This is a genomic window from Herbiconiux sp. 320_LB (assembly GCF_059691755.1).
In genome coordinates this window covers 638,169-659,680 of record NZ_JCAWAD010000002.1, presented here as the reverse complement: position 1 = coordinate 659,680, position 21,512 = coordinate 638,169, and the positions used below count along the sequence as shown (strand labels likewise).

The following is a 21,512-nucleotide window of genomic DNA, read 5'->3' as shown; positions in this document are numbered from 1 at the left end:
TCATTAACAGCGAACGGAAAGCAGGTATCAGCGCCGATGACCTCCCCCAAGATCGCCTTCGTCGGAACGGGCGCCAACGGCGCCGGCATCGCCGCCGACCTCACCCGTGCCGGCCTCGACGTCACGTTCATCGAGCAGTGGCCCGCGCACGTCGAGGCCATGCGGGAGAACGGCATCACGGTCAAGATGCCCGACCGCACCGAGAACACGCGGGTGCAGGTGCGCCACCTCTACGAGGTCGCCGAGCTGCGCGAGCCCTTCGACATCGTCTTCATCGTGGTGAAGGCCTACGACACCCGGTGGGCCTGCGAGCTGATCAAGCCGCTGGTGAAGCCCACCGGACTGGTCGTCGGTCTGCAGAACGGCATGTCGCTCGACGACATCGCCGACATCATGGGCCCCGAGCGCACGCTCGGCGCCGTCATCGAGGTCGCCTCCAACATGTGGGAGCCCGGGGTCGTCAACCGCGAGACGCCGCCCGAGCACGCCTGGTTCGCGATCGGCGGCATCCACCCGGCCGTGCAGGGCCGCGAGCACGAGGTGGCGGAGGTGCTCGGTCACGCGGGAACCGTCGAGGTCTCCGACGACATCCGCTCCTCGAAGTGGGGCAAGCTGATCGTCAACGCCGCCGAGCTGGTGCCGTCGGCGATCCTCGACCTCGAGCTGGCCAAGGCGGTGCAGGTGCCCGGCATGTACGAGTTCATGCTGCGCTGCGGCAGCGAGGCCGCCCGCACCGCGGTCGCCTCGGGCAGCAGGCTGCGACCCATCTTCGGCATGACCGAGGCCGCGCTCGACGACCCGGACGTCTTCGCCGAGCAGCTGTTCGAGCAGGTGCTGCGCCGCTTCTCGTCGCCGACGACCCGCACCACCTCCCTCCAGGACTGGATGAAGGGGCGCCGCAACGAGGTGCACGAGATCAACGGGCTGGTCGTCGACGAGCAGGCGAAGGTCGGCGGTTCCGCTCCGGCCAACGAGCTCGTGGTCGAGTTGGCCCGGCGGATCGAGGCCGGCGAGCTCGAGCGCAAGCCCGAGAACATCGAGCTACTGGTCGGCGAGCGCGTCGGCTGAGGACGGTTGGTGTCCGAACGGGCTGCTGAACGCGCTTATACGTGCATATTGCACGTATACCGACGATCTTCAGCTCGTTCGTACACGACCGTCACGCGAAGATGTCCGGATGCCGCTCGAGCTCGAGCCGCGTACGCCTGATGTGGGTGACGAGCACCCGTTCGGCGTCGTCCGCATCCCGCCGCCGCAGGCAGTCGACGAGCAGGTGGTGCTCCATGTGGGTCACCTCCAGGCCCACGCCCACGAGGTTCGCGTAGGCGCGGCGGTAGTGCTGCGTGGTGTTCCAGAGCCGGTGGATGATCTCCCACAGGTAGCCGCCCTGGGTCGCGCCCGAGTAGCTCAGCAGGTGGAACTCGCGGTCGAGCCGCATGAAGGCGTCGACGTCGGTGTTCGCCTGCATCTCGTCGGCGAGGGCGCCGAGCCGTTCGAGCGTGCCCTCGTCGAGCCCGGGCAGGCTCGAGCGCAGCAGGAGCGGTTCGAGCCGCTCGCGGATCGAGTAGGCCTCGGTGCACTCGGCGAGCGAGAGCCGCGAGACCCAGGCCCCCGAGTTCGAGACCATGGTGATCAGGCCGTCGGCGTCGAGCATCCGGATCGCCTCGCGCACCGGGATGCGGCTCGCGCCGAAGCGCTCGGCGAGATCCTCCTGGCGGATGCGGGTGCCCGGCTCGAGCGCGCCGTCGAGGATCTCGGTGCGCAGCGCATCCGCGATGCGGTGGCTCGCGACGTTCTCGCTGATCGCACTCATGACGCGGCAAGCCTAGCGGCGGGTCACTCCGCGGGGCGGGCCGGGTGCCAGAGCAGCACCGGGGCGTCCTTCTCGTACGCCTTGCCGTCCGGGTAGCTGACCAACTCGAACTGCATGCCCCACGGGCTGAGGAAGTAGACCCAGCGTTGGCCCGCCGAGGCGTTCTTCGACGCGGTGGGCTCGCCGAGCACGCGGATGCCGGACTCGCGCAGGTAGGCGACCGCCGCATCCAGGTCGTCGACGTAGAACGCGATGTGGTGGCCGCCGATGTCGCTGTTGCGCGGCTGCGGCCGCTGATCGGCGGTGGGCTCGTACTCGAAGACCTCGAAGTTGGCCCCGTGGCCCGTGCGGTAGAAGCGGATCTCGTTCACGACGGCGCGGGGGTCGACGTCGAGGTGCTCCTGCATCCAGTCGTCGTCCTTGCGCATGGCGGGGAGGGAGTAGATGTGCTCGGCCCCGACGACGTCGACGAAGAAGCGGTGGGCCTCCTCCAGGTCGGGCACGGTGAAGCCGAGGTGCTCGGCGCCTCGCAGGGTGGGGATGGGCATGGTCACGCCTCTTTGCGTCAGATCTACGGTCAGGATGTATCCATCGCCGACGATACTCGCCACAAAGTCGAAGCAAAAGGGTTGAAATGTATCCATTCGCGAAGTAGCGTGCTGGTGTACCTGCATTTCCCACGATCGAAGGAGAAAGTGGAATGCCACGCGAGAAGCGCCTGCACCCGGGTTCTGACTGGGTCGAACTGCGCACCACGTCCGCCGACTGGAAGGCCGCCGATCCGGCGCTCCTGGCCACCATGCTCGGTCAGCTGCATCTGATCCGCGCCTTCGAGGAGACCGTGCTCGACCTGGCCGGTGCCGGCCTCGTGCACGGCCCCGCGCACTCCTCCATCGGGCAGGAGGGCGGGGCGGTCGGATCCATCGTGGGCCTGCGCTCGGCCGACGGGGTCAACGGGTCGCACCGCGGCCACCACCAGTTCCTGGCCAAGGCCCTCGGGCACGTCGCACCGGAGGGCCTGGACCCCGAGCACCTGGTGAACGACGCCGTGCAGGAGGTGCTGCAGAAGACGCTCGCCGAGATCCTCGGCCTCGCCCAGGGCTACTGCCGCGGGCGCGGCGGCTCGATGCACCTGCAGTGGCACGAGGCGGGCGCCCTCGGCACCAACGCCATCGTCGGCGGCGGGGTGCCGATGGGGGCGGGCAATGCCTGGTCGCAGAAGCATGCCGGCACGACCGACCTCACGGTGAGCTACTTCGGCGACGGCGCCGTGAACATCGGCTCGGTGCTCGAGTCGATGAACCTCGCGGCGGCGTGGAACGTGCCGCTGTGCTTCTTCATCGAGAACAACCTGTACGCCGTGTCGACGCACGTGAGCGAGGTCACCGCCGAGCCGCGGCTCTCGGCGCGCGCCCTCGGCTTCAACATCCCGGCCTGGCGGGTCGACGGCATGGATCCGCTCGCCGTGCACCTCGCCATGGAGAAGGCCTCCGAGCACATGCGCTCGGGTCGCGGTCCCGCGGTGATCGAGGCCGAGGTGTACCGCTTCTTCCACCAGAACGGCCCGTACCCCGGCAGCGCGTTCGGCTACCGGCCCAAGGACGAGGAGGCGGCCTGGCGCGAGCGCGACCCGCTGACCCGCATGGGCCGCGAGATGAAGGCCCTCGGCCTGATCGACGACGAGGGCCTCGACTCGGTGCGCGCCCAGGCTCAGGATGCGGTGCGCCGCGCCGCGGACGCCCTCACCGAGCCCGACCCGGGCGGCAAGCCCGGCGTGCGCCGGATCCGCCCCGACCTCTGGCCGGACCCGAGCTTCGTCGACGTCGGCATCCGCGGCGACCTCAGCGAGCTCGCCGAGGCCACCACCCTCGAGCAGGGCGACTACACCGGCGCCACGCGCACCGGCAAGTTCGTCGACGCCGTCGCCGCCGTGATGGATGCGCGGATGGCCGAGGACGACCGGATCGTCGTGCTCGGCGAAGACGTGCACCGCCTCAAGGGCGGCACCAACGGCGCCACCAAGGGGCTGTCGGAGAAGTACGAGGGCCGGGTGCTCGGCACGCCGATCAGCGAGAACGCCTTCGCCGGCCTCGGCGCCGGCATCGCGCTCGACGGCCGGTACCGCCCGGTCGTGGAGTTCATGTACCCCGACTTCATGTGGGTCGCCGCCGACCAGGTCTTCAACCAGATCGGCAAGGCCCGCCACATGTTCGGCGGCGACAACCCCGTGCCGCTGGTGCTGCGCACCAAGGTCGCCATGGGCTCGGGCTACGGCTCGCAGCACCTGATGGATCCGGCGGGCATCTTCGCCACCAGCCCCGGCTGGCGGATCATGGCCGCCTCGACGCCCTTCGACTACATCGGTCTGATGAACGCGGCCCTCGCGATCCAGGATCCGGTGCTGATGATCGAGCACGTTGACCTCTACGCCGAGTCCGGTGAGATCCCGGAGGATCTGGACTACCAGATCCCGTTCGGCAAGGCCGCCGTCCGGCGGACCGGGTCGGAGGTGACCGTGATCAGCTACCTCTCGATGGTCGGCGAGAGCGCCAAGGCGATCGAGCAGACCGGCATCGACGCCGAGCTGATCGACCTCCGCTTCCTCGACCGCGCCTCGATCGACTGGGACACCATCGGCGAGAGCATCAAGAAGACCAACAGCGTGCTGATCGTCGAGCAGGGCGCCCAGGGCACCTCGTACGGCAGCTGGCTGTCGGACGAGATCCAGCGCCGGTTCTTCGACTGGCTCGACCAGCCGGTGCAGCGGGTCACCGGATCCGAGGCGTCGCCGAGCATCTCGAAGGTGCTCGAGCGGGCCGCCATCGCGCGGAGCGAAGAGGTCGTGCTCGGCCTCGAGCGGGTGCGGGCGGGCTTCGGGGGCGGTGCTGCCGGTTCCGCCGGTGCCGCTGATTCCGCCGCCGGTTCTGCAGGGAAGGAGAGCTGAGATGGCCACCATCATCAGGATGCCCAGTGTGCTCGCCGGCTCGGAGGAGGCCGCGATCGCCTCGTGGCTCGTCGAGCCCGGCCAGTCGATCGCCGTGGGCGACCCGCTAGCCGAGATCGAGACCGAGAAGGCCGTCGTCGAGTACAACTCCGAGGACGCCGGGATCGTGGGCCGCGTGCTGCTCGAGCCCGGCGAGTCGGGCGAGATCGGTGCGCCGATCGCGGTGCTGATCGCCGAGGGCGAGGGTGACGCCGAGATCGACGCCCTGCTCGGCGGGGGGAGCGGTGCGGCGGATGCGCCGGCCGCGGGTGCTGCGGCGGATGCGTCTGCTGCGGCGGGTGCCCCGTCCGGTCCGGCGCCCACTCCCGAGCCCGGGCCCGAGGGTTCGACGCCGGCGATCCCCGAGGGCGACGAGGCCGAGCGCGACCCGGATGGAGCGACTCCGGTCGTCGAAGCGGCATCGCAGGTGGAGGCCGAGCAGGCCGCCGTTCCCGACGTGTCGAACGCGACGGATGCGGCCGCCACCGGTGCGTCGTCGTCTGAGCCCGCCGCCGCGCCCGCATCGGCGTCGGCCCCGGCCCCGGCATCGACATCGGCCTCGGCCGAGGGCGGCTCGCGACTGTTCGTCAGCCCGATCGCGCGCAAGCTCGCGAAGGAGAAGGGGATCGACCCCGCCTCCATCGCCGGCACCGGTCCCGACGGGCGCATCGTGCGCCGGGACATCGAGAACGCGCAGCCCGCGGCGCAGCAGGCAGCAGCGCCGGCCGCCCCGACGGCCGCTCCGGCATCCGCAGCGGCAGCACCGGCGTCCGCCGATTCCGCAGCCCCGGCATCCTCCTCGACCGCTCCGGCCCGGCCCGCCGCCTCGGCGAGTGCGCCCGACGCCTCCGCCGAGTGGGACCTCGTGCCCCACAGCGGCATGCGCAAGGCGATCGCCCGCCGTCTCACCGAGAGCAAGGCGACCGTTCCGCACTTCTACCTCACGACGGAGTGCCGGGTCGACGACCTGATCGCGCTGCGCAAGCAGGTCAACGCGACCTCGGGCGTGCGGGTCTCGATCAACGACTTCGTCGTCAAGGCGGTGGCCGCGGCGTTCGCCGAGGTGCCCGAGGCCAACGTCACCTGGAGCGACGAGGGCATGCGGATGCACCGCGCCGTCGACATCGCGGTTGCCGTGGCGACCGAGGGCGGACTCGTCACCCCGGTCGTGCGCGGCGTGGACACCAAGAGCCTCAGCGCGGTCAGCGCGTCGATCGGCGAACTGGTCGGCCGGGCCAAGGAGAAGAAGCTCAAGCAGCACGAGTTGGAGGGCGGCAGCTTCTCGGTCTCGAACCTCGGCATGTACGGCACGCTGGAGTTCTCGGCGATCCTGAACCCGCCGCAGTCCGGCATCCTCGCCGTCGGCGCGGCGACCGAGCAGGCGGTCGTGGTCGACGGCGAGATCCGCGTCGCGACGGTGATGCGCTGCACGCTCTCGGTCGACCACCGGGCGGTCGACGGTGCCCTCGCGGCGCGGTGGCTGGCGGCCTTCACATCCCGGATCGAGAACCCGCTGAGCATACTGCTCTAGTTGCCGCGCCGGTCCCTGCCCGGCGCGGGCGACATGTGAGGCCGCCGTCGCTGCGCGGCGGCGGTCTCACCTCGGGTCGTCGAGTACGGCCTGTTGCGTCGGGTGCACGAACGGGCTGCTGAGGAGGCTCATGTGTGCAATATGCACGTGTGACGCTTCTCAGCAGCCCGTTCGGACGGCGGTGAGGTCAGGCCAGGCGGTCCATGGCCTGGAGCACGTCGACGGCCGAGCTGAGGTTGCCGGTCGCGCGCTCGGGCTGACCGGAGTCGGGCATCTCGTTCGAGAACTCGCGGCGGCCCACCACGAACCACAGCCCCTTCGCCGGAACGCTGCCCTCGTTGACGTACATGTGCGGCCGCACCGACTCGAAGCTCAGTGAATCGCCGGGGCGCAGGATGAACGTGTCGAAGTCGAGCCGCACGGTCAGCTCGCCCGAGAGCAGGTAGGCGTACTCGATCCCGCTGTGCCGCATCATCCGGCCCTCGATGGAGCTCGACGCCCCGGGGTCGTAGGTGACCAGCAGCGGATCGACCGAACCGTCGCGGCTCGCGGCGAGCCGCTCCCAGCGCACCCCGTTCTCCATCTCGAGCACCGGGTTCTCGTCGCCACGCTGCACGGGGACCCCCGCGGGCCACGGCTCGGCCGAGGGGAGCGAGCGCGGGGCGCGACCGGAGTCGGCGGCCGGCGCCGCCTCGGCCGGAGCGGCCGAACCGTGCGCACTGCCGGCCATCAGGTCGTCGAAGGAGATGCCGAGGTGGTTGACCAGCGCGTAGAGCGTGCTCACCGAGGGCTGGGTCTTCCCGGTCTCGACCTGGGAGATGAGACTGGCGGATACACCGAGTGCGGTGGCCACACTCCTGAGGCTGATGCCCTTGGCGATGCGCGCAGCGCGCAGGCGGGGCCCGATGTCGTCGGTGATGGTCCAACTCCTTGCGTCGAGTCCGCCTCGGCACCCTCTGTTCAGCGCTCCTGAGGTCGGACGTCTTGTGCAGCAAGAGTATACGAACCCCTCTCATCCGTCTCTCTAATTTTGTAGGGCCATCCGGGCGAAGTGTGTTGCTATGCTGAACACACTGGCAAGCACGACTGAACATGCCGAAAGGGACGAATCAATGGCGAATCGTATGAAGGACAAGGTGGTCGTCGTCACGGGCGCTGCCAGCGGGATGGGGCTGGGCATCGCGAACGCCCTCGCCGGGGAAGGCGCGGCGATCGTGATCGCCGATCTGAACGAGGAGGCCGCGACCGCGGCGGCCGAGAAGCTGCAGGGTTCGGGACAGCGCGCCATCGGTGTGCGCGCGAACGTGTCGGTGCGCGACGACGTGCGCGCCGTGGTCGAGCGCGCCGTCGAGGAGTTCGGCCGCATCGACGTCTGGTTCAACAACGCCGGCTTCAACGTGCCGATGCAGTTCCTCGACGTCACCGAGGAGAACTGGCGCTCCATCATGGAGGTCAACGCGCTCGGCGTGCTGATCGGCACCCAGGAGGCGGCCAAGCAGTTCATCGCCCAGGGCGGCGGCGGCAAGATCATCAACACCACCTCCATGGCCGGCCGCGAGGGCTTCCCCGCGTTCGCGCCGTACTCGGCCGCCAAGTCGGCCGTCATCTCGCTCACCCAGTCCGCCGCCAAGGCGCTCGCCGAGCACGACGTCACGGTCAACGCCTTCGCGCCCGGCGTCGTCCAGACCCCGCTCTGGGTCAAGCTCGACGCCGACCTGGTCGACATCGGCGAGGTGGAGAAGGGCACGTCCGCGATGGACGAGTTCGCGAGCGGCATCATCCGCGGCCGCACGGCCAAGGTCGACGACATCGTCGGCACCGCGTTGTACCTGGCCTCGTCCGACTCGGACTACCTCACGGCCCAGGTGATCATGATCGATGGAGGGATGGTCCTCGTATGACCACGCAATCCGGCCCGAGCGCCACCATGGCGACAGCCACCCGGGGCACCAACGCCGTCGACTGGGAGCAGCGCGTCGACTTCGACCGCCTCCGCAGCGAACGGCTCGAGCGGCTGAAGGCCGAGCTCGACCGCTCCGACGTCGGGGCGCTGCTCGCGTTCGACTTCTCGAACATCCGCTACATGACCTCGACCCACATCGGCACCTGGGCGATGGACAAACTGATCCGGTTCAGCCTGCTGACCCGCAACAGCGACCCGATCATGTGGGACTTCGGTTCGGCAGCCAAGCACCACGCCCTGTTCAACCCCTGGCTCGACACGACGACCGCCGAGGCCGACGCCGACCCGCACGCCCCGCACCACGGCGCGGTCCGTCCGCGCCTGGAGGGCGGCTCGCGCGCCGGCATCTCGACGCTCCGCGGTGCCTTCAGCCCCGACGCCGAGATCGCCGAGCGCGTCGCCGAGAAGATCAAGCGCGAGCTCGAGAAGTTCGGGGTCGCCAACGAGCCCCTGGGTGTCGACGTGATCGAGCTGCCGGTGCTGTTCGCGCTGCAGAAGCTCGGCATCCAGGTCGTCGACGGCCAGCAGGTGTTCATGGAGGCCCGCCGCATCAAGACCGCCGACGAGATCTCGCTGCTCACGCAGGCGGCCTCGATGGTGGATGCGGCCTACGAAGACCTCTACGAGTTCCTGAAGCCCGGCGTCAAGGAGAACGAGTGCGTCGGCCTGGTCTCCAAGAAGCTCTACGACCTCGGCTCCGAGTACGTCGAGGGCGTCAACGCGATCTCCGGTGAGCGCTGCTCGCCGCATCCGCACGTCTTCTCCGACCGGCTGATCCGCCCCGGCGACCCGGCCTTCTTCGACATCCTGCACAGCTTCAACGGCTACCGCACCTGCTACTACCGCACCTTCGCGGTCGGCTCCGCGAGCTCGGCGCAGAACGACGCCTACAAGCGGGCGCGCGAGTACATGGACCGGGCGATCGCCCTGGTGCGCCCCGGCGCCACGACCGCCGACATCGTCAAGGTCTGGCCCACGGCGCAGGAGTTCGGGTTCCCCGACGAGGAGGCCGCGTTCGCCCTGCAGTACGGGCACGGCGTGGGCCTGTCGATCTGGGAGAAGCCGATCTTCTCGCGCCTGGTCTCGCTCGACCACCCCGAGGAGCTCAAGGAGGGCATGGTCTTCGCCCTCGAGACCTACTGGCCCTCGGCCGACGGCATCGGTGCCGCGCGCATCGAGGAGGAGGTCATCGTGACCGCCGACGGCTGCCAGGTGATCACGAAGTTCCCCGCCGAAGACCTGCTGGTCGCCGGCAAGCGGTACTTCACGGTCGGCGGCGCGCTGCCGACGCTGCGGGATGCGCAGTCGCACCTGAACACGGCCGCTGGGCGGGGCGAGCCCGGCGCATGAGCACCCTCGGCTTCGTCGGTCTCGGCTCGATGGGGGCCGCGATGGCCGGCCACCTGCTCGAGACCGGCCACGACCTCGCGGTCTGGAACCGGTCGCCCGAAGCGGTCGACGCCGTGGTCGAGAGCGGTGCCTCGCGCGCCGGCTCGGTCGCCGAGGCGTTCGGCACCGGGACCGTCATCTCGATGCTCTCGAACGAGGCGGCGGTCTTCGACGTCTTCGACGAGGAGACCCTCGCGTCGGCTCCGGCCGGCGCGGTGCACGTCAACATGGCGACCATCAGCGCCTCGGCCGCGACCACCCTCGCCGAGCGGCACGCCGCCGCGGGCGTGGGCTACGTCTCCGCTCCGGTGCTCGGCCGGCCGACGGTCGCCGCATCCGGATCGCTCAGCGTGCTGGTCGCCGGCGACCCCGAGCTGGTGGCCCGGGTGCGACCCGTGCTCGAGACGATCGGCCGCCGGGTCTGGGACTTCGGCGCCGACCCCTCAACCGCCAACGTCGTGAAGATCGGGATGAACTACCTGATCATCCACGCCCTGCAGGCGCTCGCCGAGTCGATCACCCTGCTCGAGACCCGCGGCGTCGACACCGGGATGTTCGTCGAGCTGCTCGGCGACAGCCTGTTCCCCGGCCCGGTCTACTCGGGCTACGGCAACTTGATCGCGACGAGCACCTACTCGCCGGCGCTGTTCACGACCGAGCTCGGGTTCAAAGACCTCCGGCTCGCGCTCGACGCGGCCGAGGCGTCCGGCGTCTCGTTCCCGTCGGAGAACGTGCTGCGCGAGGTGTTCGAGGCAGCGCTCGCCGAGGGCCAGGGCGATCTCGACTGGGCCTCGATCGCCGAGGTGACCCGGCGGAAGGTGGTGGAGCCGTCATGATCCGGCACATCGTCGCGTTCGACCTCAAGGCCTCCCACCCCGATCAGATCCGCGAGGACGTGGCCGAGATGAAGGCGGTGCTCGAGCCCCTGATCGCGCTGGACGTCGTCGTCGCCCTCACGGTGCAGGCCGACCTGGGGCGGGTGGACGGGCACTGGCCGGTCGTGCTCGTCTCCGAGCACCGCACCGTGGCCGACCTCGAGGCGTACCAGGCGCATCCGGATCACCGGGCCGCGGCGGCGGAAGCCGGCCGGTACGTCGCCAACCGCGCGGTCGTCGACTACGAGTACGACCCGGCCTCGTGAGGATCGCGGTTCTCGGCGCCGGAGCGAACGGCGCCTCGATCGGCGCCGACCTCACCCGCGCCGGGCTGGACGTCACCCTCATCGAGCAGTGGCCCGAGCACGTCGAGGCGATGCGCTCGCGCGGCGTCGAGGTGCGCACCACCGCGGGCAGCGAGGTGACCCCGGTCGAGGTGCTGCACCTGTGCCAGGTGGCCGAGCTGCGGCAGCCCTTCGATCTCGTGCTCCTGCTGGTCAAGGCCTACGACTCGGTCTGGGCCGCGCACCTGATCGAGCCCCTGCTCCGACCCGGCGGGCTGCTCGTCGGCGTGCAGAACGGGATGACCCTGGATGCGATCGCTTCGGTCGTGGGGCCGGAGCGCACGCTCGGCTGCGTGATCGAGATCTCGTCGACGATGTTCGAGCCGGGGATCGTCGAGCGGCACTCGGATGCGAGCCGCAGCTGGTTCGCGCTCGGCGGCACGTCGCCCGCGACGGCGGCACGGGCCCCCGAGGTGGCCGAGGTGCTGGCGCGCAGCGGGCGGGTCGACGTCGTCGACGACATCCGGTCGGCCAAATGGATGAAGCTGGTCAGCAACGCCACGACGCTGGTCACGACCGCGTCGCTCGGGCTCTCGATGGCCGAGGCTGAGTCGACCCCGGGCATGCGCGAGCTCATGCTCGCCTCAGGACAGGAGGCGCTGGACACCGCTCTCGCCGACGGCGCCACGGTGGTGCCGATCTTCGGGCTGACCCCGGACGACGTGCGGCACCCGGAGCAGGTCGTCGACACCCTGCTCGACACGCTCTACGGGGGCTTCATCCTGCCGCACACCACGACGACGGTGCTGCAGGACTGGACGAAGGGGCGGCGCAGCGAGGTCTCCGAGCTGAACGGTCACGTCGTGCGCACGGCGGAGGCGCAGGGCCGCGCCGCACCGGTGAACGCCGCGGTCACCGCGCTGGCGCGGGAGATCGAGGCCGGCACCGCGGTGCCGGGGCTGCACAACCTGCCGCGCCTGCGCGAAGCGCTCGGCTAGCGCGGCGACTGCCACACCTCGAGCTGGATCCCGTCCGGGTCGCGGAAGTACGCCCACTTCGAGCCCGCCAGCGCGCCCTCGGTGATCTCGATCGGCCCGCTGCTGAACACCGCGCCCTTCTCGGTGAGGTCGGCGACGGCGGCGTCGATGTCCGAGACCTCGAAGCAGACGTGCGAGGCGCCGACGTCGCAGTTGCGCCGGTCGAAGTCGTCGCCCACGGGCTCCTGGTACTCCAGGAACTCGATGCGGGTCGAACCGATACGGATCATCGAGAAGGTGAGGTGCGCATCCGGAACCTGCACGCCCTGCTCGAGCTCGGGCCCCTCCCCGACGTTCACCGGGCCGGGCGTCAGGCCGAACATGCGGGAGTACCACTCCCGCGAGACCTCGAGATCGCGCACCGTGATCCCGACGTGATGGATGCCCTCGAGAACGAACGTCATCGTCTGCTCCTCTGTCGTGTGTGAATAGTTCTACTGAACAGAGTGCGGGATGCATGGCCCTCTCCGCCAGCGAATGTGCCAAGCCCGGTCAAAATGTGTACAGTGAGAATGAACTTAGGAACCGTGCAAAGGAGCAAGGGATGAGAGCAGCCGTCTTCCACGCCGCCCACGACATCAGGGTCGAAGAGGTCCCGGATCCCACGGGGCCGGGTGCCGGCGAGGTGCTGCTGCGTCCGTTCTGGTGCGGTGTCTGCGGCACCGACCTGCACGAGTACGCGATGGGGCCCATCGTCATCCCGAGCACGCCGCATCCGCTCACCGGGGTGACCGCCCCGCAGATCCTCGGGCACGAGTTCTCGGCCGAGGTGCTCGAGGTCGGAGCCGGCGTCACGAATGTGAAGGCCGGAGACCGGGTCTCGGTCATGCCGCTGCTCTCCTGCGGCGAGTGCTACTTCTGCCGCCGCGGTCTCAACCACCTCTGCCAGCGCATGGGCTGCATCGGCCTCAGCTACACCTCGGGCGGCATCGCCGAACTGGCCGTCGTGCCCGCGACCCACGTGTTCGCGCTGCCGGACGCGATGAGCGACCTGCAGGGCGCCCTGGTCGAGCCGGGAGCCGTCGCGGCCTACGGCGTCGACACCGCGCACGTGCGCCCCGGCGACACCGTGCTGATCACCGGCGCCGGCCCGATCGGCGCCCTGGCCGCCCTCTACTCCGCCTCGCTCGGCGCGAACGTCTTCATCTCCGAGGTCAACCCGTTCCGGGCCGAGCTCGCGGCGGCGCTCGACGTCGGCGAGGTGCTCGACCCGACCAAGATCGACGTGGCGGCGTACCTGAAGGACGCCACCGAGGGCGTCGGCGTGGATGCGGTGGTCGAGTGCTCCGGCAACGAGCGCGCGCTGCAGGCTGCCATCGCCTCGGTGCGCTCGGCGGGCCGCATCTCGCAGACCGGACTGCACACCAAGGCCGCGTCGATCGACCCGATGGTGCTCTCCGAGCACGACATCACCCTGGCCGGGACCTGGTGCTACCCGGTCACCGACTGGCCCCGCATCATCGACCTGATCGCCCGCGGGCGCTACCCCGTCGAGAAGGTCGTCACCGCCCAGGTGCCGATGGCGGAGGTCGTCGCCGGCTTCGAGACGCTGCTCTCGCCGCGCGGCGACCAGGTCAAAGTCCTCATCCAGGCCCGCTGACAGAACCCAGACAGGAGATCCGCGCCATGAAGGCACTGCAGTTCGTCGAAGAGGATTCCGCACAGGTGCGGAACCTCGACGTCCCCGAGATCGCCGCCGACGAGGTGCTGATCGCCTCCCGTCGGGTGGGCGTCTGCCACTCCGACATCGAGCTGCTCGAGGGTCGGTACATCATCCCGTTCGAGTACCCCGTGATCCCCGGCCACGAGTGGTCGGGCGAGGTCGCCGCGGTCGGCTCGGCCGTGACCGAGTTCGCCGTGGGCGACCGGGTGGTCGGCGAGTGCGTCATCGGCGACGACCACTTCGGCTTCTCGATCTCCGGGGCCGCGGCCGAGTACTTCGTGGCCAAGCCCGCGTGGCTGCACCGCCTGCCCGAGGAGCTGGACTGGGCCGCCGGCGCGCTGGTCGAGCCGTTCAGCGTCGCGTACTACGCGCTGCTGCGGGTCGGCAACGTCGACGGCAGCGACGTGCTGGTCGTGCTGGGCGCCGGCCCCATCGGGCTCGCCGTCACCGCCGCAGCCGCGGCGATGGGCGCGACGACCATCGTCGTGGAGCCCTCGGAGGAGCGCCGCGCGACCGCGGTGCAGCTGGGCGCGACCGAGGCCGTGCATCCGGACGCCATCGAGGAGACGCTCGCCCGCCTCTCCGGTGGTCGCGGCGCCGACGTGGTCGTCGAGGCCAGCGGCCGCCCCGAGGTGATGGCCACCGCGCTCGAGCTCGCGGCCTTCCGCGGCCGCATCGCCTACATCGGCATCGACGTCGGCCGCTCGGCGACCGCCCAGCTCGGGCTGATCCAGTCGAAGGAGCTCAGCATCTCAGGCTCGATCGGTTCGCCCGGCGTCTGGCCGCAGACCCTCCGCTTCCTCGCCTCGACCGGCATCGACCTCTCGCCGCTGATCACCCACGTCTTCGGTGTCGACGAGGCGACGGATGCGGTGGCCACGGCGGCCGCCCAGCGCGGCGTCATCAAGGCCCAGATCGAGCTCACGGCCCCCGCCCCCTTCGCCCGCTGAGCCGAGACCCGATCCCGACCTCCCCGGGGCCGCGCGCCCCGGGGTAGGTTGTGGGCATGGAGCCGCTGGATGCGCTGAACGAGGTGGCGTTCCGGCTCGAGAACGAGCGGGCGTCGGCCTTCAAGGCGAAGGCGTTCCGGCGCGCCGCCGGGATCGTCGAGGCGTGGAACGCCGAAGAGCTCGCCGCACGGCTCGCCGACGGGCGGCTCAAGTCGACCAAGGGCATCGGCGACCGCACCTACGAGATCATCGCCCAGGCCGCCTCGGGCCGGGTGCCCGACTACCTCGCCGACCTCCGCGCCCGCGCCGGCGAGGGCATCGACCCGGCCGGCGCCGAGCTGCGGGCGCTTCTGCGCGGCGACCTGCACGCGCACAGCGACTGGTCCGACGGCACCACCGACATCCGGAGCATGGCCGACGCCGCCCTCGCCCTCGGCCACGAGTACCTCGCCTTGACCGACCACTCGCCGAACCTCAAGATCGCGCACGGGCTCACCGCCGAGCGGCTCGAGCAGCAGCTCGGGGTCGTGGCGGCGCTGAACGAGGCGATCGCGGCGGGCGCCGACGCGGGGGGCACTGATGCAGGGGATACCGACGCGGCAGCCACCGACGCGGCGCCCTTCCGGCTGCTCCCGGGCATCGAGGTCGACATCCTCGAAGACGGCGGGCTCGACCAGCAGCCCGGCCTGCTCGACCGCCTCGACGTGGTCGTCGCGAGCGTGCACTCGAAGCTCCGGAGCGACCGGGCCACGATGACCAGACGGATGCTCGCCGCCGTCGACGACCCCCACACCGACGTGCTCGGCCACGTCACCGGCCGCCTGGTCGAGGGCTCGCGGGGCACCCGGCCGCAGAGCGAGTTCGACGCCGCCGCCGTGTTCGCCGCCTGCGCCGCGAACCGGGTGGCGGTCGAGATCAACTCCCGCCCCGAGCGGCAGGATCCGCCGGACGACCTGATCCAGATGGCCCTCGACGCCGGCTGCCTGTTCAGCATCGACTCGGATGCGCACGCCCCCGGGCACCTGGCCTTCCTCGACCTCGGTGCGGCCCGGGCGGCGGCCGCCGGGGTGCCCGCCGATCGGATCGTGACCACCTGGCCCCTCGACCGCCTCCTCGACTGGACCGCCCGGAACCGCTGATCCGTCCCGGTCGCCCCGACGCTCAAGCACGATCGTTCGTTCACCGTTATAAAACGTCAGTTGATTAAACCTGAGCGTTCGGTAAGTATTAACGAACAATTTAAGCGCCACTAAACGTTTTGCCCTGCTGCGAACCGTGGCGCTCATCCACAACTACTCAATGAGGAGATAGTCATGCGGACGAAGATCTGGCTTGCCGCCGTCGCAATCGGCGCGGTCGCCGCCCTGACCGGATGCACCACGGGTGCCGACCAGGCGGCCCAGCAACCGGCTGCGGCCTCGGCCGAGGAGCTCACGGGCACCGTGACGCTGCTGCTGCCGAACACCACGACGACCCGGTTCGTCGAGCACGACGGCCCCGCGTTCGTCGCAGCCATGAAGGAGCTCGCCCCGGGCGTCACGGTCGACGTGCAGAACGCCGAGGGCGACGCCGCGCGTCAGCTCACCCAGGCCGAGACCGCGATCAGCCAGGGCACGAAGGGACTGGTCTTCGTCTCGGCCGACCCGGCGCTCTCCGGATCGGTGCTGGCCAAGGCCTCCGACGCCTCGATCCCGGTCATCGGCTACGAGCACGAGGCCCTCGACGGCAGCGTCGCGTTCCAGGTGATCTTCGACCCGCTGAAGGTGGGCGAGGCGCAGGGCACCTACTTCGGCGCCAACCTCCCCTCGGCCTCGCCGGTCAAGGTGGCCCGGGTCTACGGCAACAACGGCGACAACTACACCACCCAGGTCAAGGCGGGCCAGGACGAGACCATCGACAAGCTCGTCGCCGATGGGAAGGTGCAGGTGGTCTGCGAGGACTACGCCGCCGGCTGGGATCCCGCCAACGCCCAGAAGATCGTCGAGCAGTGCCTCACGAAGACCCAGAACCAGATCGACGCCATCCTCGTCTCCAACGACGGAACGGCCTCGGGTGCCATCGCGGCGCTGGAGGGCCAGAACCTCGGCGGCACGGTTCCGGTCTACGGCGGGCAGGACGCGAACCTCGACGGCCTGAAGTACATCCTGCAGGGCAAGCAGAAGGACACCGTGTTCAAGAACTACGCGGTCGAGGGCAAGTCGGCCGCCGAGCTCATGGTGGCGGCGCTGATGAAGTCGGACCCGCCCGCCGGCCTGGTCAACGCGACCTTCGACAACAACGCCGAGCAGGTGCCGGCCGCCTACCTCGACGTCGAGAGCATCGACGCCGAGAACATGCAGACGGTCATCGACGCGGGGCTCTACACGAAGCAGGAGATCTGCGACGGTCTGACGGGCGTCGCGTTCTGCGACGCCGGCTGACCCGCCCACCCGGATCCCCCCGCCCCGCCGTCCACAGGAACGACCAGGAGGAACCAGTGACGGAAACATCACGCCCGACCGGCCCGGTGCTCGAACTCCGCGGCATCTCGAAGCACTTCGGCGGCGTCCAGGCGCTCTCGGACATCGACCTCTCTCTCTACAAGGGCGAGATCACCGCCCTCGTGGGCGACAACGGTGCCGGGAAGTCGACGCTGACGAAGGTGCTGTCCGGCATCTACGCCCCCGACCACGGCGAGATCCTGCGGAACGGTGCGCCGGTGCGCTTCACCGGTCCGCAGGACGCCGCGGAGGCGGGGATCCAGACGGTGTACCAGGATCTCGCCCTCTGCGACAACCTCGACACCGTGCAGAACCTGTTTCTCGGCCGCGAGCTCGGCGGGCGCACCTCGTCCCTGTTCCAGCTGTCGTGGGACCAGATGGAGCAGCGCGCGAACGAGGTCCTCGCGAACCTCGGGGTCAAGATCAAAGACCTGAGCGCACCGATCTCGCAGCTGAGCGGGGGACAGCGGCAGGGCATCGCGATCTGCCGCAGCATCCTCAGCACCCCCGAGGTCGTGCTGCTGGACGAGCCGACCGCGGCCCTCGGCGTCACGCAGAAGGAGCAGGTGCGCAACCTGCTCCAACGGCTGCGCGACCAGGGGCTCGCGGTCATGGTGATCTCGCACGACATGCAGGACGTCCGCTACCTCGCCGATCGGGTCGAGGTGCTGCGGCTCGGGCGCAAGACCCGCACCTTCCTCCGCGACCAGTACTCCGGCAACGACGTCGTCGACGCCATCACCGGGGCATCCCAACAAGAGAGCGTCATCCTGTGAACGTCGATGTCGATACCCCGTCCGCGCCGGTGACGGCCTCGACGGCGCTGCCACCCGCGGTCTCCCGGAGCGAGCGGTTCAAGTCCACCGCCAGCCGGTTCCGGCTGGGCCCGGTGCTCGTGGTGCTGGTACTGGTCTGGATCTTCTTCGCGATCCAGAACCCGCTGTTCCTGTCGCCGGTGAACCTGTCCAACCTGACCCTGCAGACGGCGGTGACCGCGACGATCGCCCTCGGGCTCGTCTTCGTGCTGCTGCTCGGCGAGATCGACCTCTCGGTCGCCGCGCTCAGCGGGGTCGCCGCATCCATCGCGGGCAATCTCGCGGTGAACGCGGGCTGGAACCCGATCCTCGCGGTGGTGGTCGCGCTGGTGTTCGGCGTGGCCTGGGCCCTGGCGCAGGCGGTGATCGTGCTCTACGGCGCACCCTCCTTCATCGTCACGCTCGCCGGGTCGCTGGCGCTCGGCGGCATCCTGCTGGCCTCGCTGCCCGACTCCGGTCAGATCAGCCTCGCCAACGACCCGCTCAAGCTGATCGCCGGCACCTACCTGTCCGCGCCCCTGGGCTGGCTGGTCTGCCTCATCGCGATCGTGCTCGCCGGCGCCTTCTACCTCCTGCGGTGGCGACGACGGATGCGGCTGGGTCTGCCGACCTCGTTCGTCAGGGCGGCCGTCATCCCGATCGCCGCGGTGATCGTGCTCGCCGTGGCGATCGTGCTGGTGATGAACCTGCACCGCGGGGTGCCGCTGATGTTCGCGATCCTGGTCGGGACGGTGGGCCTGTTCGCCTACATCACCACGCAGACGCGCTTCGGGATCCGCCTCTACGCGGTCGGCGGCAACCGCGAGGCGGCCCGTCGTGCCGGGATCCCGGTGGGCAAGACGATCCTGTGGGCCTTCGCGTTCGCCGGCTTCTTCTCGGCCCTCGGCGGGGTCTTCGCCGCCAGCCGGTTGCTCGGCGTCTCGGTGCAGTCCGGCGGCGGCACGCTGCTGCTCGAGGCGATCGCCGCCGCGGTGATCGGCGGCACCAGTCTCTTCGGCGGCAAGGGCACCGTGTGGTCGGCGCTGCTCGGTGCGCTCCTGATCGGCAGCATCAGCAACGGCATGGATCTCCTCGGGCTGCCGACCGAGGCCAAGCAGATCGTCACGGGGATCATCCTGGCGGCCGCGACCGTGGCCGACGTGGTGCTCAGCCGCGGCACCTTCTCCTGGAGGAAACGATGACGGATCGGACAGCGATGACAGACCAGGCAGCGATGACAGACCAGGCAGCGATGACAGACCAGGTGGTTTCGACCGATCCGGCCGCGCTCGTGCGGTGCGAGATCGTGCTGCGCGACACGAACGGCGCGGCCGAGCGCGCGACGCTCCTGACCGAGGGGGTGTACGACGTGATCGCGTTCCTCACCGACGCCGCCCGCCGGGCGCCCGACGGCGCGGCCGTGGTCGACGTGCTCGTCGAGGCGTCTCCCGACTCCGCCGCGTCGACCGAGGCCTTCATCGAGGCGGTCCGCGGTCTGGTGCAGTCCTTCACGCTCGAGAAGGATGCGACCTGCCCGGCGATCAACATCGTCGTCTCGACGGCCGGCCAGGACGCCGCGCGGCTGCGCACCCTCGAGTACCTCGCCGGGGAGGACGGACGGTTCTCCCGCGGCACCACCTACGACCTCAGGGAGACGGCACGATGAAGGCACTGGTGACCGGCGCGGCCGGCGGGATCGGCTCTGCGATCGTCGACGCCTTCCTGGCGGCGGGGCACTCCGTGCTGACGCAGGATCTCCGCGCCTCCGCGGCCGGGCCCGTCGACCTGGAGGGCGATCTCAACGACCCCGCGCACCTGGAGCGCATCGCCGAGCGGTGCCGCGAGGAGGGAGTCGACGCCGTCGTGGCGGCCCACGGCATCGCCGCGGCCCGGCCGCTCGACGAGGTCGACCGGGCCTACTCCGACCGCGTGATGCAGATCAACACCCTGTCGTTCCTCGGGCTCTACGACGCGCTCGCGCCGCTGCTGGAGGAACGGGACGGCAGCTTCGTCGCGATCTCGAGCCAGGCCGGCCTCTACGGCGAGGCGAACAACGGCGCCTACTGCGCCTCGAAGTTCGCCCTGGTCGGCTGGGCCCGCGGCAGGAAGGCGCTCGGAGGCGGCCCGCGCATCCGCATCCTCTGCCCCGGCGCGACGGAGACGCCGCTGCTCCGCTCGGCGTTCGAGGGGATGGCCGAGGGTCGAGGCGTCGACTACGACACCATCCTCCGCGAGCGCTCGAGCAAGATCCCGGCTGGGCGGCTCGGGCGCCCGACCGACTTGGGCTGGGCGGCGCTCTGGCTGGCAGAGCTCCCCGCCCCGCGCCATCTGATCGCCCCCGTCACCGGGGGTGAAGTGCTGGCGTGACCGACGTCCGGGCGGGAGGGACTCCCCGCCCGGACCCGAACGACAAGCCCGGCCCTCCGCCTCGGAGAGCCGGGCTTCGTCGTCGTCGGCCGGGATTCGTCGTCAGGGGATGATGCGGGCCGCGCGGTAGCGGTCGACCTTGTCGAAGAAGCTCGACGGGGTCGTGCGGAAGCCGAGGAACCCCGCCTCCCGGCTCTTGTTCATGCTGGTGAAGCACTCGAGGTTGCGGCCGAGGTCGCCGTCGGTGTGCCACCAGCTCGCGAGCCGGTTCACGTCGCTCTCGACCAGCCCGTTCTCGGCGGCGATGGCCTCCCATTCGGCGGCCGCGTGGCCCATCCGGCCCTCCAGCGGCGCGGGCTCGTCCTCGAACCCGACCCAGTCGACGCCGAAGTGCTCGGCGATCTTGGGCCAGAGCGAGCGCCAGCGGAAGACGTCGCCGTTGGCGATGTTGAAGGCCTGGTCCCGCCCGGCGGGATCGGTCGCCGCCCAGAGCAGCTGCTCGGCGAGGAGGTCGGAGTCGGTGACGTCGGTGACGCCGTTCCACTGCGTCTCGGAACCGGGGAACCGGAACGGCTCGCCGGTGCGCGCGCAGATGGTCGCGTAGACCGTCAGGGTCAGAGCCATGTTCATGGCGTTGCCGACCGCGAAGCCGAAGACGGTGTGGGCGCGGTGCACGCTCCAGGTGAAGCCGTGGCGCTTGGCCGCCGCGAACAGCTCGTCCTCCTGGGCGTAGTAGAAGTTGGGGCTGTCCAGCCGCGCCTCCTCCTCGCTGAACGGGGTGTCGGCCATCACGCCGGTGGCGTAGTTGTCGAACGGGCCGAGGTAGTGCTTGAGGCCGGTGAGCAGGGCGACGTGCTCCAGCGCCCCTCCCGCGGCGGCCGCGGAGATGCTGTTGCGCACGATCGCGCTGTTGATCTCGATGTTCTCCGCCTCGCTGGGCTGGCGCATCCACGCGGTGATGAAGACCAGGTTCGGCCGCACCTCGGCCAGCGCCGCCGTGAGCCCGTCGGCGTCGAGGAGGTCGGCCGCGATGGGGTTCACCCCCTCCACCGGGGTGGCGAGCGACCGCGAGACCCCGTAGGTCTCGAAGCCGGCGTCGAGGAGCCGGCGGCAGAGCGCCTGACCGGCGATCCCCGTCGATCCCACCACAAGGGCGCGGCGCCCGGATCCGTCTGTTGACATCATCGTCCCTTTCGTCGAGCTGTTCAGAGCAAATGTACACTTTTGCTTTACAATCCGTTGCGTGTTCTCCGAACATCCGCGCGGAACAGGCGTTTTGACCGAATAGTTACCAAAAGCTGTTGTGAACACCTGGCGGCTGCTGTAAAGCTATACTCAACGACGGGGTCGAGGACGACACCCAGATCTACCACTGGAGAGAGC

General features: G+C 70.1%; 21 protein-coding genes. 16 read left to right on the top strand and 5 right to left on the bottom strand.

The genetic code is table 11. The features are described from left to right. Positions 1-36: 36 nt before the first annotated feature. Positions 37-1,068 carry a ketopantoate reductase family protein gene (locus AC59HU_RS07110; RefSeq protein ID WP_497222679.1) on the top strand — a complete coding sequence of 344 codons (1,032 nt, stop codon included), beginning with the start codon at positions 37-39 and terminating at the stop codon, positions 1,066-1,068. A gap of 91 nt (positions 1,069-1,159) precedes the next feature. On the opposite strand, the gene AC59HU_RS07105 is transcribed toward AC59HU_RS07110, so the two are convergent. Both AC59HU_RS07105 and AC59HU_RS07100 read right to left on the bottom strand, forming a co-directional pair. Continuing rightward, positions 1,160-1,813 carry a GntR family transcriptional regulator gene (locus AC59HU_RS07105; protein ID WP_497222678.1) on the bottom strand — a complete coding sequence of 218 codons (654 nt, stop codon included), beginning with the start codon at positions 1,811-1,813 and terminating at the stop codon, positions 1,160-1,162. A gap of 23 nt (positions 1,814-1,836) precedes the next feature. Next, positions 1,837-2,361 (bottom strand): VOC family protein, encoded by a 525-nt coding sequence (locus tag AC59HU_RS07100; RefSeq protein ID WP_497222677.1) that lies wholly within the window; start codon positions 2,359-2,361, stop codon positions 1,837-1,839. 152 nt (positions 2,362-2,513) lie between these two features. Between AC59HU_RS07100 and AC59HU_RS07095 the strand changes: the two genes are divergently transcribed. Together AC59HU_RS07095 and AC59HU_RS07090 are read left to right on the top strand one after the other, a co-directional pair. After that, positions 2,514-4,757 (top strand): thiamine pyrophosphate-dependent enzyme, encoded by a 2,244-nt coding sequence (locus AC59HU_RS07095; protein ID WP_497222676.1) that lies wholly within the window; start codon positions 2,514-2,516, stop codon positions 4,755-4,757. Position 4,758: 1 nt separating this feature from the next. Continuing rightward, positions 4,759-6,327 (top strand): 2-oxo acid dehydrogenase subunit E2, encoded by a 1,569-nt coding sequence (locus AC59HU_RS07090; protein ID WP_497222675.1) that lies wholly within the window; start codon positions 4,759-4,761, stop codon positions 6,325-6,327. A gap of 187 nt (positions 6,328-6,514) precedes the next feature. Here the strand turns inward: AC59HU_RS07090 and AC59HU_RS07085 are convergent, their stop codons facing one another. Beyond that, positions 6,515-7,222, bottom strand: coding sequence for a helix-turn-helix domain-containing protein (locus tag AC59HU_RS07085; RefSeq protein ID WP_497222856.1), 708 nt, complete (start codon positions 7,220-7,222; stop codon positions 6,515-6,517). Positions 7,223-7,439: 217 nt separating this feature from the next. On the opposite strand from AC59HU_RS07085, the gene AC59HU_RS07080 reads away from it, so the two are divergent. From AC59HU_RS07080 to AC59HU_RS07060, 5 genes are read left to right on the top strand one after another with little or no spacing between them, the layout of a single operon-like run. Continuing rightward, on the top strand, positions 7,440-8,228 hold the full coding sequence (locus AC59HU_RS07080) for an SDR family NAD(P)-dependent oxidoreductase (RefSeq protein WP_497222674.1): 789 nt from the start codon (positions 7,440-7,442) through the stop codon (positions 8,226-8,228). Beyond that, positions 8,225-9,640, top strand: a complete 1,416-nt coding sequence (locus tag AC59HU_RS07075; RefSeq protein WP_497222673.1) for a M24 family metallopeptidase — start codon at positions 8,225-8,227, stop codon at positions 9,638-9,640. Before AC59HU_RS07080 ends, AC59HU_RS07075 begins: the two co-directional genes overlap by 4 nt. Next, positions 9,637-10,515: an NAD(P)-dependent oxidoreductase gene (locus AC59HU_RS07070; protein ID WP_497222672.1), complete on the top strand. Its 879-nt coding sequence runs from the start codon at positions 9,637-9,639 to the stop codon at positions 10,513-10,515. The genes AC59HU_RS07075 and AC59HU_RS07070 overlap by 4 nt, the downstream gene beginning before the upstream one ends. After that, positions 10,512-10,820 (top strand): Dabb family protein, encoded by a 309-nt coding sequence (locus AC59HU_RS07065; protein ID WP_497222671.1) that lies wholly within the window; start codon positions 10,512-10,514, stop codon positions 10,818-10,820. The genes AC59HU_RS07070 and AC59HU_RS07065 overlap by 4 nt, the downstream gene beginning before the upstream one ends. Beyond that, on the top strand, positions 10,817-11,836 hold the full coding sequence (locus AC59HU_RS07060) for a ketopantoate reductase family protein (protein ID WP_497222670.1): 1,020 nt from the start codon (positions 10,817-10,819) through the stop codon (positions 11,834-11,836). The genes AC59HU_RS07065 and AC59HU_RS07060 overlap by 4 nt, the downstream gene beginning before the upstream one ends. Here the strand turns inward: AC59HU_RS07060 and AC59HU_RS07055 are convergent. Further along, entirely contained in the window at positions 11,833-12,279 is a 447-nt protein-coding gene (locus AC59HU_RS07055; RefSeq protein ID WP_497222669.1) for a VOC family protein, read from the bottom strand. The genes AC59HU_RS07060 and AC59HU_RS07055 overlap by 4 nt on opposite strands. A 140-nt stretch (positions 12,280-12,419) precedes the next feature. Between AC59HU_RS07055 and AC59HU_RS07050 the strand changes: the two genes are divergently transcribed. The 8 genes from AC59HU_RS07050 (at position 12,420) to AC59HU_RS07015 (ending at position 20,129) form a co-directional block, all read left to right on the top strand. Further along, positions 12,420-13,475: a 2,3-butanediol dehydrogenase gene (locus tag AC59HU_RS07050; protein ID WP_497222668.1), complete on the top strand. Its 1,056-nt coding sequence runs from the start codon at positions 12,420-12,422 to the stop codon at positions 13,473-13,475. Between the two features lie 26 nt (positions 13,476-13,501). Beyond that, a complete protein-coding gene (locus tag AC59HU_RS07045; RefSeq protein ID WP_497222667.1) occupies positions 13,502-14,488 on the top strand; it encodes a zinc-dependent alcohol dehydrogenase in 987 nt (328 codons plus the stop codon). 56 nt (positions 14,489-14,544) lie between these two features. Next, positions 14,545-15,627, top strand: a complete 1,083-nt coding sequence (locus AC59HU_RS07040) for a PHP domain-containing protein (RefSeq protein ID WP_497222666.1) — start codon at positions 14,545-14,547, stop codon at positions 15,625-15,627. A 174-nt stretch (positions 15,628-15,801) separates the two neighbouring features. Beyond that, positions 15,802-16,908, top strand: coding sequence for a sugar ABC transporter substrate-binding protein (locus AC59HU_RS07035; RefSeq protein WP_497222665.1), 1,107 nt, complete (start codon positions 15,802-15,804; stop codon positions 16,906-16,908). A 56-nt stretch (positions 16,909-16,964) separates the two neighbouring features. Next, positions 16,965-17,744, top strand: a complete 780-nt coding sequence (locus tag AC59HU_RS07030) for an ATP-binding cassette domain-containing protein (protein ID WP_497222664.1) — start codon at positions 16,965-16,967, stop codon at positions 17,742-17,744. After that, positions 17,741-18,964 (top strand): sugar ABC transporter permease, encoded by a 1,224-nt coding sequence (locus AC59HU_RS07025; protein WP_497222663.1) that lies wholly within the window; start codon positions 17,741-17,743, stop codon positions 18,962-18,964. The genes AC59HU_RS07030 and AC59HU_RS07025 overlap by 4 nt, the downstream gene beginning before the upstream one ends. Before the next feature lie 50 nt (positions 18,965-19,014). After that, positions 19,015-19,428, top strand: coding sequence for a hypothetical protein (locus AC59HU_RS07020; protein ID WP_497222662.1), 414 nt, complete (start codon positions 19,015-19,017; stop codon positions 19,426-19,428). Further along, positions 19,425-20,129, top strand: coding sequence for an SDR family NAD(P)-dependent oxidoreductase (locus AC59HU_RS07015; RefSeq protein ID WP_497222661.1), 705 nt, complete (start codon positions 19,425-19,427; stop codon positions 20,127-20,129). Before AC59HU_RS07020 ends, AC59HU_RS07015 begins: the two co-directional genes overlap by 4 nt. 102 nt (positions 20,130-20,231) lie before the next feature. Here AC59HU_RS07015 and AC59HU_RS07010 read toward each other — a convergent pair whose 3' ends face one another. Continuing rightward, on the bottom strand, positions 20,232-21,311 hold the full coding sequence (locus AC59HU_RS07010; protein ID WP_497222660.1) for an SDR family oxidoreductase: 1,080 nt from the start codon (positions 21,309-21,311) through the stop codon (positions 20,232-20,234). Positions 21,312-21,512: the final 201 nt, after the last annotated feature.

What these genes read in the sequence shown, in the direction of transcription:
- AC59HU_RS07070 (WP_497222672.1), top strand. Translation starts at nt 9,637, where the DNA reads ATGAGCACCCTCGGCTTCGTCGGTCTCGGCTCGATGGGGGCCGCGATG.
- AC59HU_RS07015 (WP_497222661.1), top strand. Translation starts at nt 19,425, where the DNA reads ATGAAGGCACTGGTGACCGGCGCGGCCGGCGGGATCGGCTCTGCGATC.
- AC59HU_RS07075 (WP_497222673.1), top strand. Translation starts at nt 8,225, where the DNA reads ATGACCACGCAATCCGGCCCGAGCGCCACCATGGCGACAGCCACCCGG.
- AC59HU_RS07045 (WP_497222667.1), top strand. Translation starts at nt 13,502, where the DNA reads ATGAAGGCACTGCAGTTCGTCGAAGAGGATTCCGCACAGGTGCGGAAC.
- AC59HU_RS07035 (WP_497222665.1), top strand. Translation starts at nt 15,802, where the DNA reads ATGCGGACGAAGATCTGGCTTGCCGCCGTCGCAATCGGCGCGGTCGCC.
- AC59HU_RS07090 (WP_497222675.1), top strand. Translation starts at nt 4,759, where the DNA reads ATGGCCACCATCATCAGGATGCCCAGTGTGCTCGCCGGCTCGGAGGAG.
- AC59HU_RS07080 (WP_497222674.1), top strand. Translation starts at nt 7,440, where the DNA reads ATGGCGAATCGTATGAAGGACAAGGTGGTCGTCGTCACGGGCGCTGCC.
- AC59HU_RS07050 (WP_497222668.1), top strand. Translation starts at nt 12,420, where the DNA reads ATGAGAGCAGCCGTCTTCCACGCCGCCCACGACATCAGGGTCGAAGAG.
- AC59HU_RS07020 (WP_497222662.1), top strand. Translation starts at nt 19,015, where the DNA reads ATGACAGACCAGGTGGTTTCGACCGATCCGGCCGCGCTCGTGCGGTGC.
- AC59HU_RS07105 (WP_497222678.1), bottom strand. Translation starts at nt 1,813, where the DNA reads ATGAGTGCGATCAGCGAGAACGTCGCGAGCCACCGCATCGCGGATGCG.
- AC59HU_RS07065 (WP_497222671.1), top strand. Translation starts at nt 10,512, where the DNA reads ATGATCCGGCACATCGTCGCGTTCGACCTCAAGGCCTCCCACCCCGAT.
- AC59HU_RS07095 (WP_497222676.1), top strand. Translation starts at nt 2,514, where the DNA reads ATGCCACGCGAGAAGCGCCTGCACCCGGGTTCTGACTGGGTCGAACTG.
- AC59HU_RS07110 (WP_497222679.1), top strand. Translation starts at nt 37, where the DNA reads ATGACCTCCCCCAAGATCGCCTTCGTCGGAACGGGCGCCAACGGCGCC.
- AC59HU_RS07055 (WP_497222669.1), bottom strand. Translation starts at nt 12,279, where the DNA reads ATGACGTTCGTTCTCGAGGGCATCCATCACGTCGGGATCACGGTGCGC.
- AC59HU_RS07100 (WP_497222677.1), bottom strand. Translation starts at nt 2,361, where the DNA reads ATGCCCATCCCCACCCTGCGAGGCGCCGAGCACCTCGGCTTCACCGTG.
- AC59HU_RS07010 (WP_497222660.1), bottom strand. Translation starts at nt 21,311, where the DNA reads ATGTCAACAGACGGATCCGGGCGCCGCGCCCTTGTGGTGGGATCGACG.
- AC59HU_RS07040 (WP_497222666.1), top strand. Translation starts at nt 14,545, where the DNA reads ATGGAGCCGCTGGATGCGCTGAACGAGGTGGCGTTCCGGCTCGAGAAC.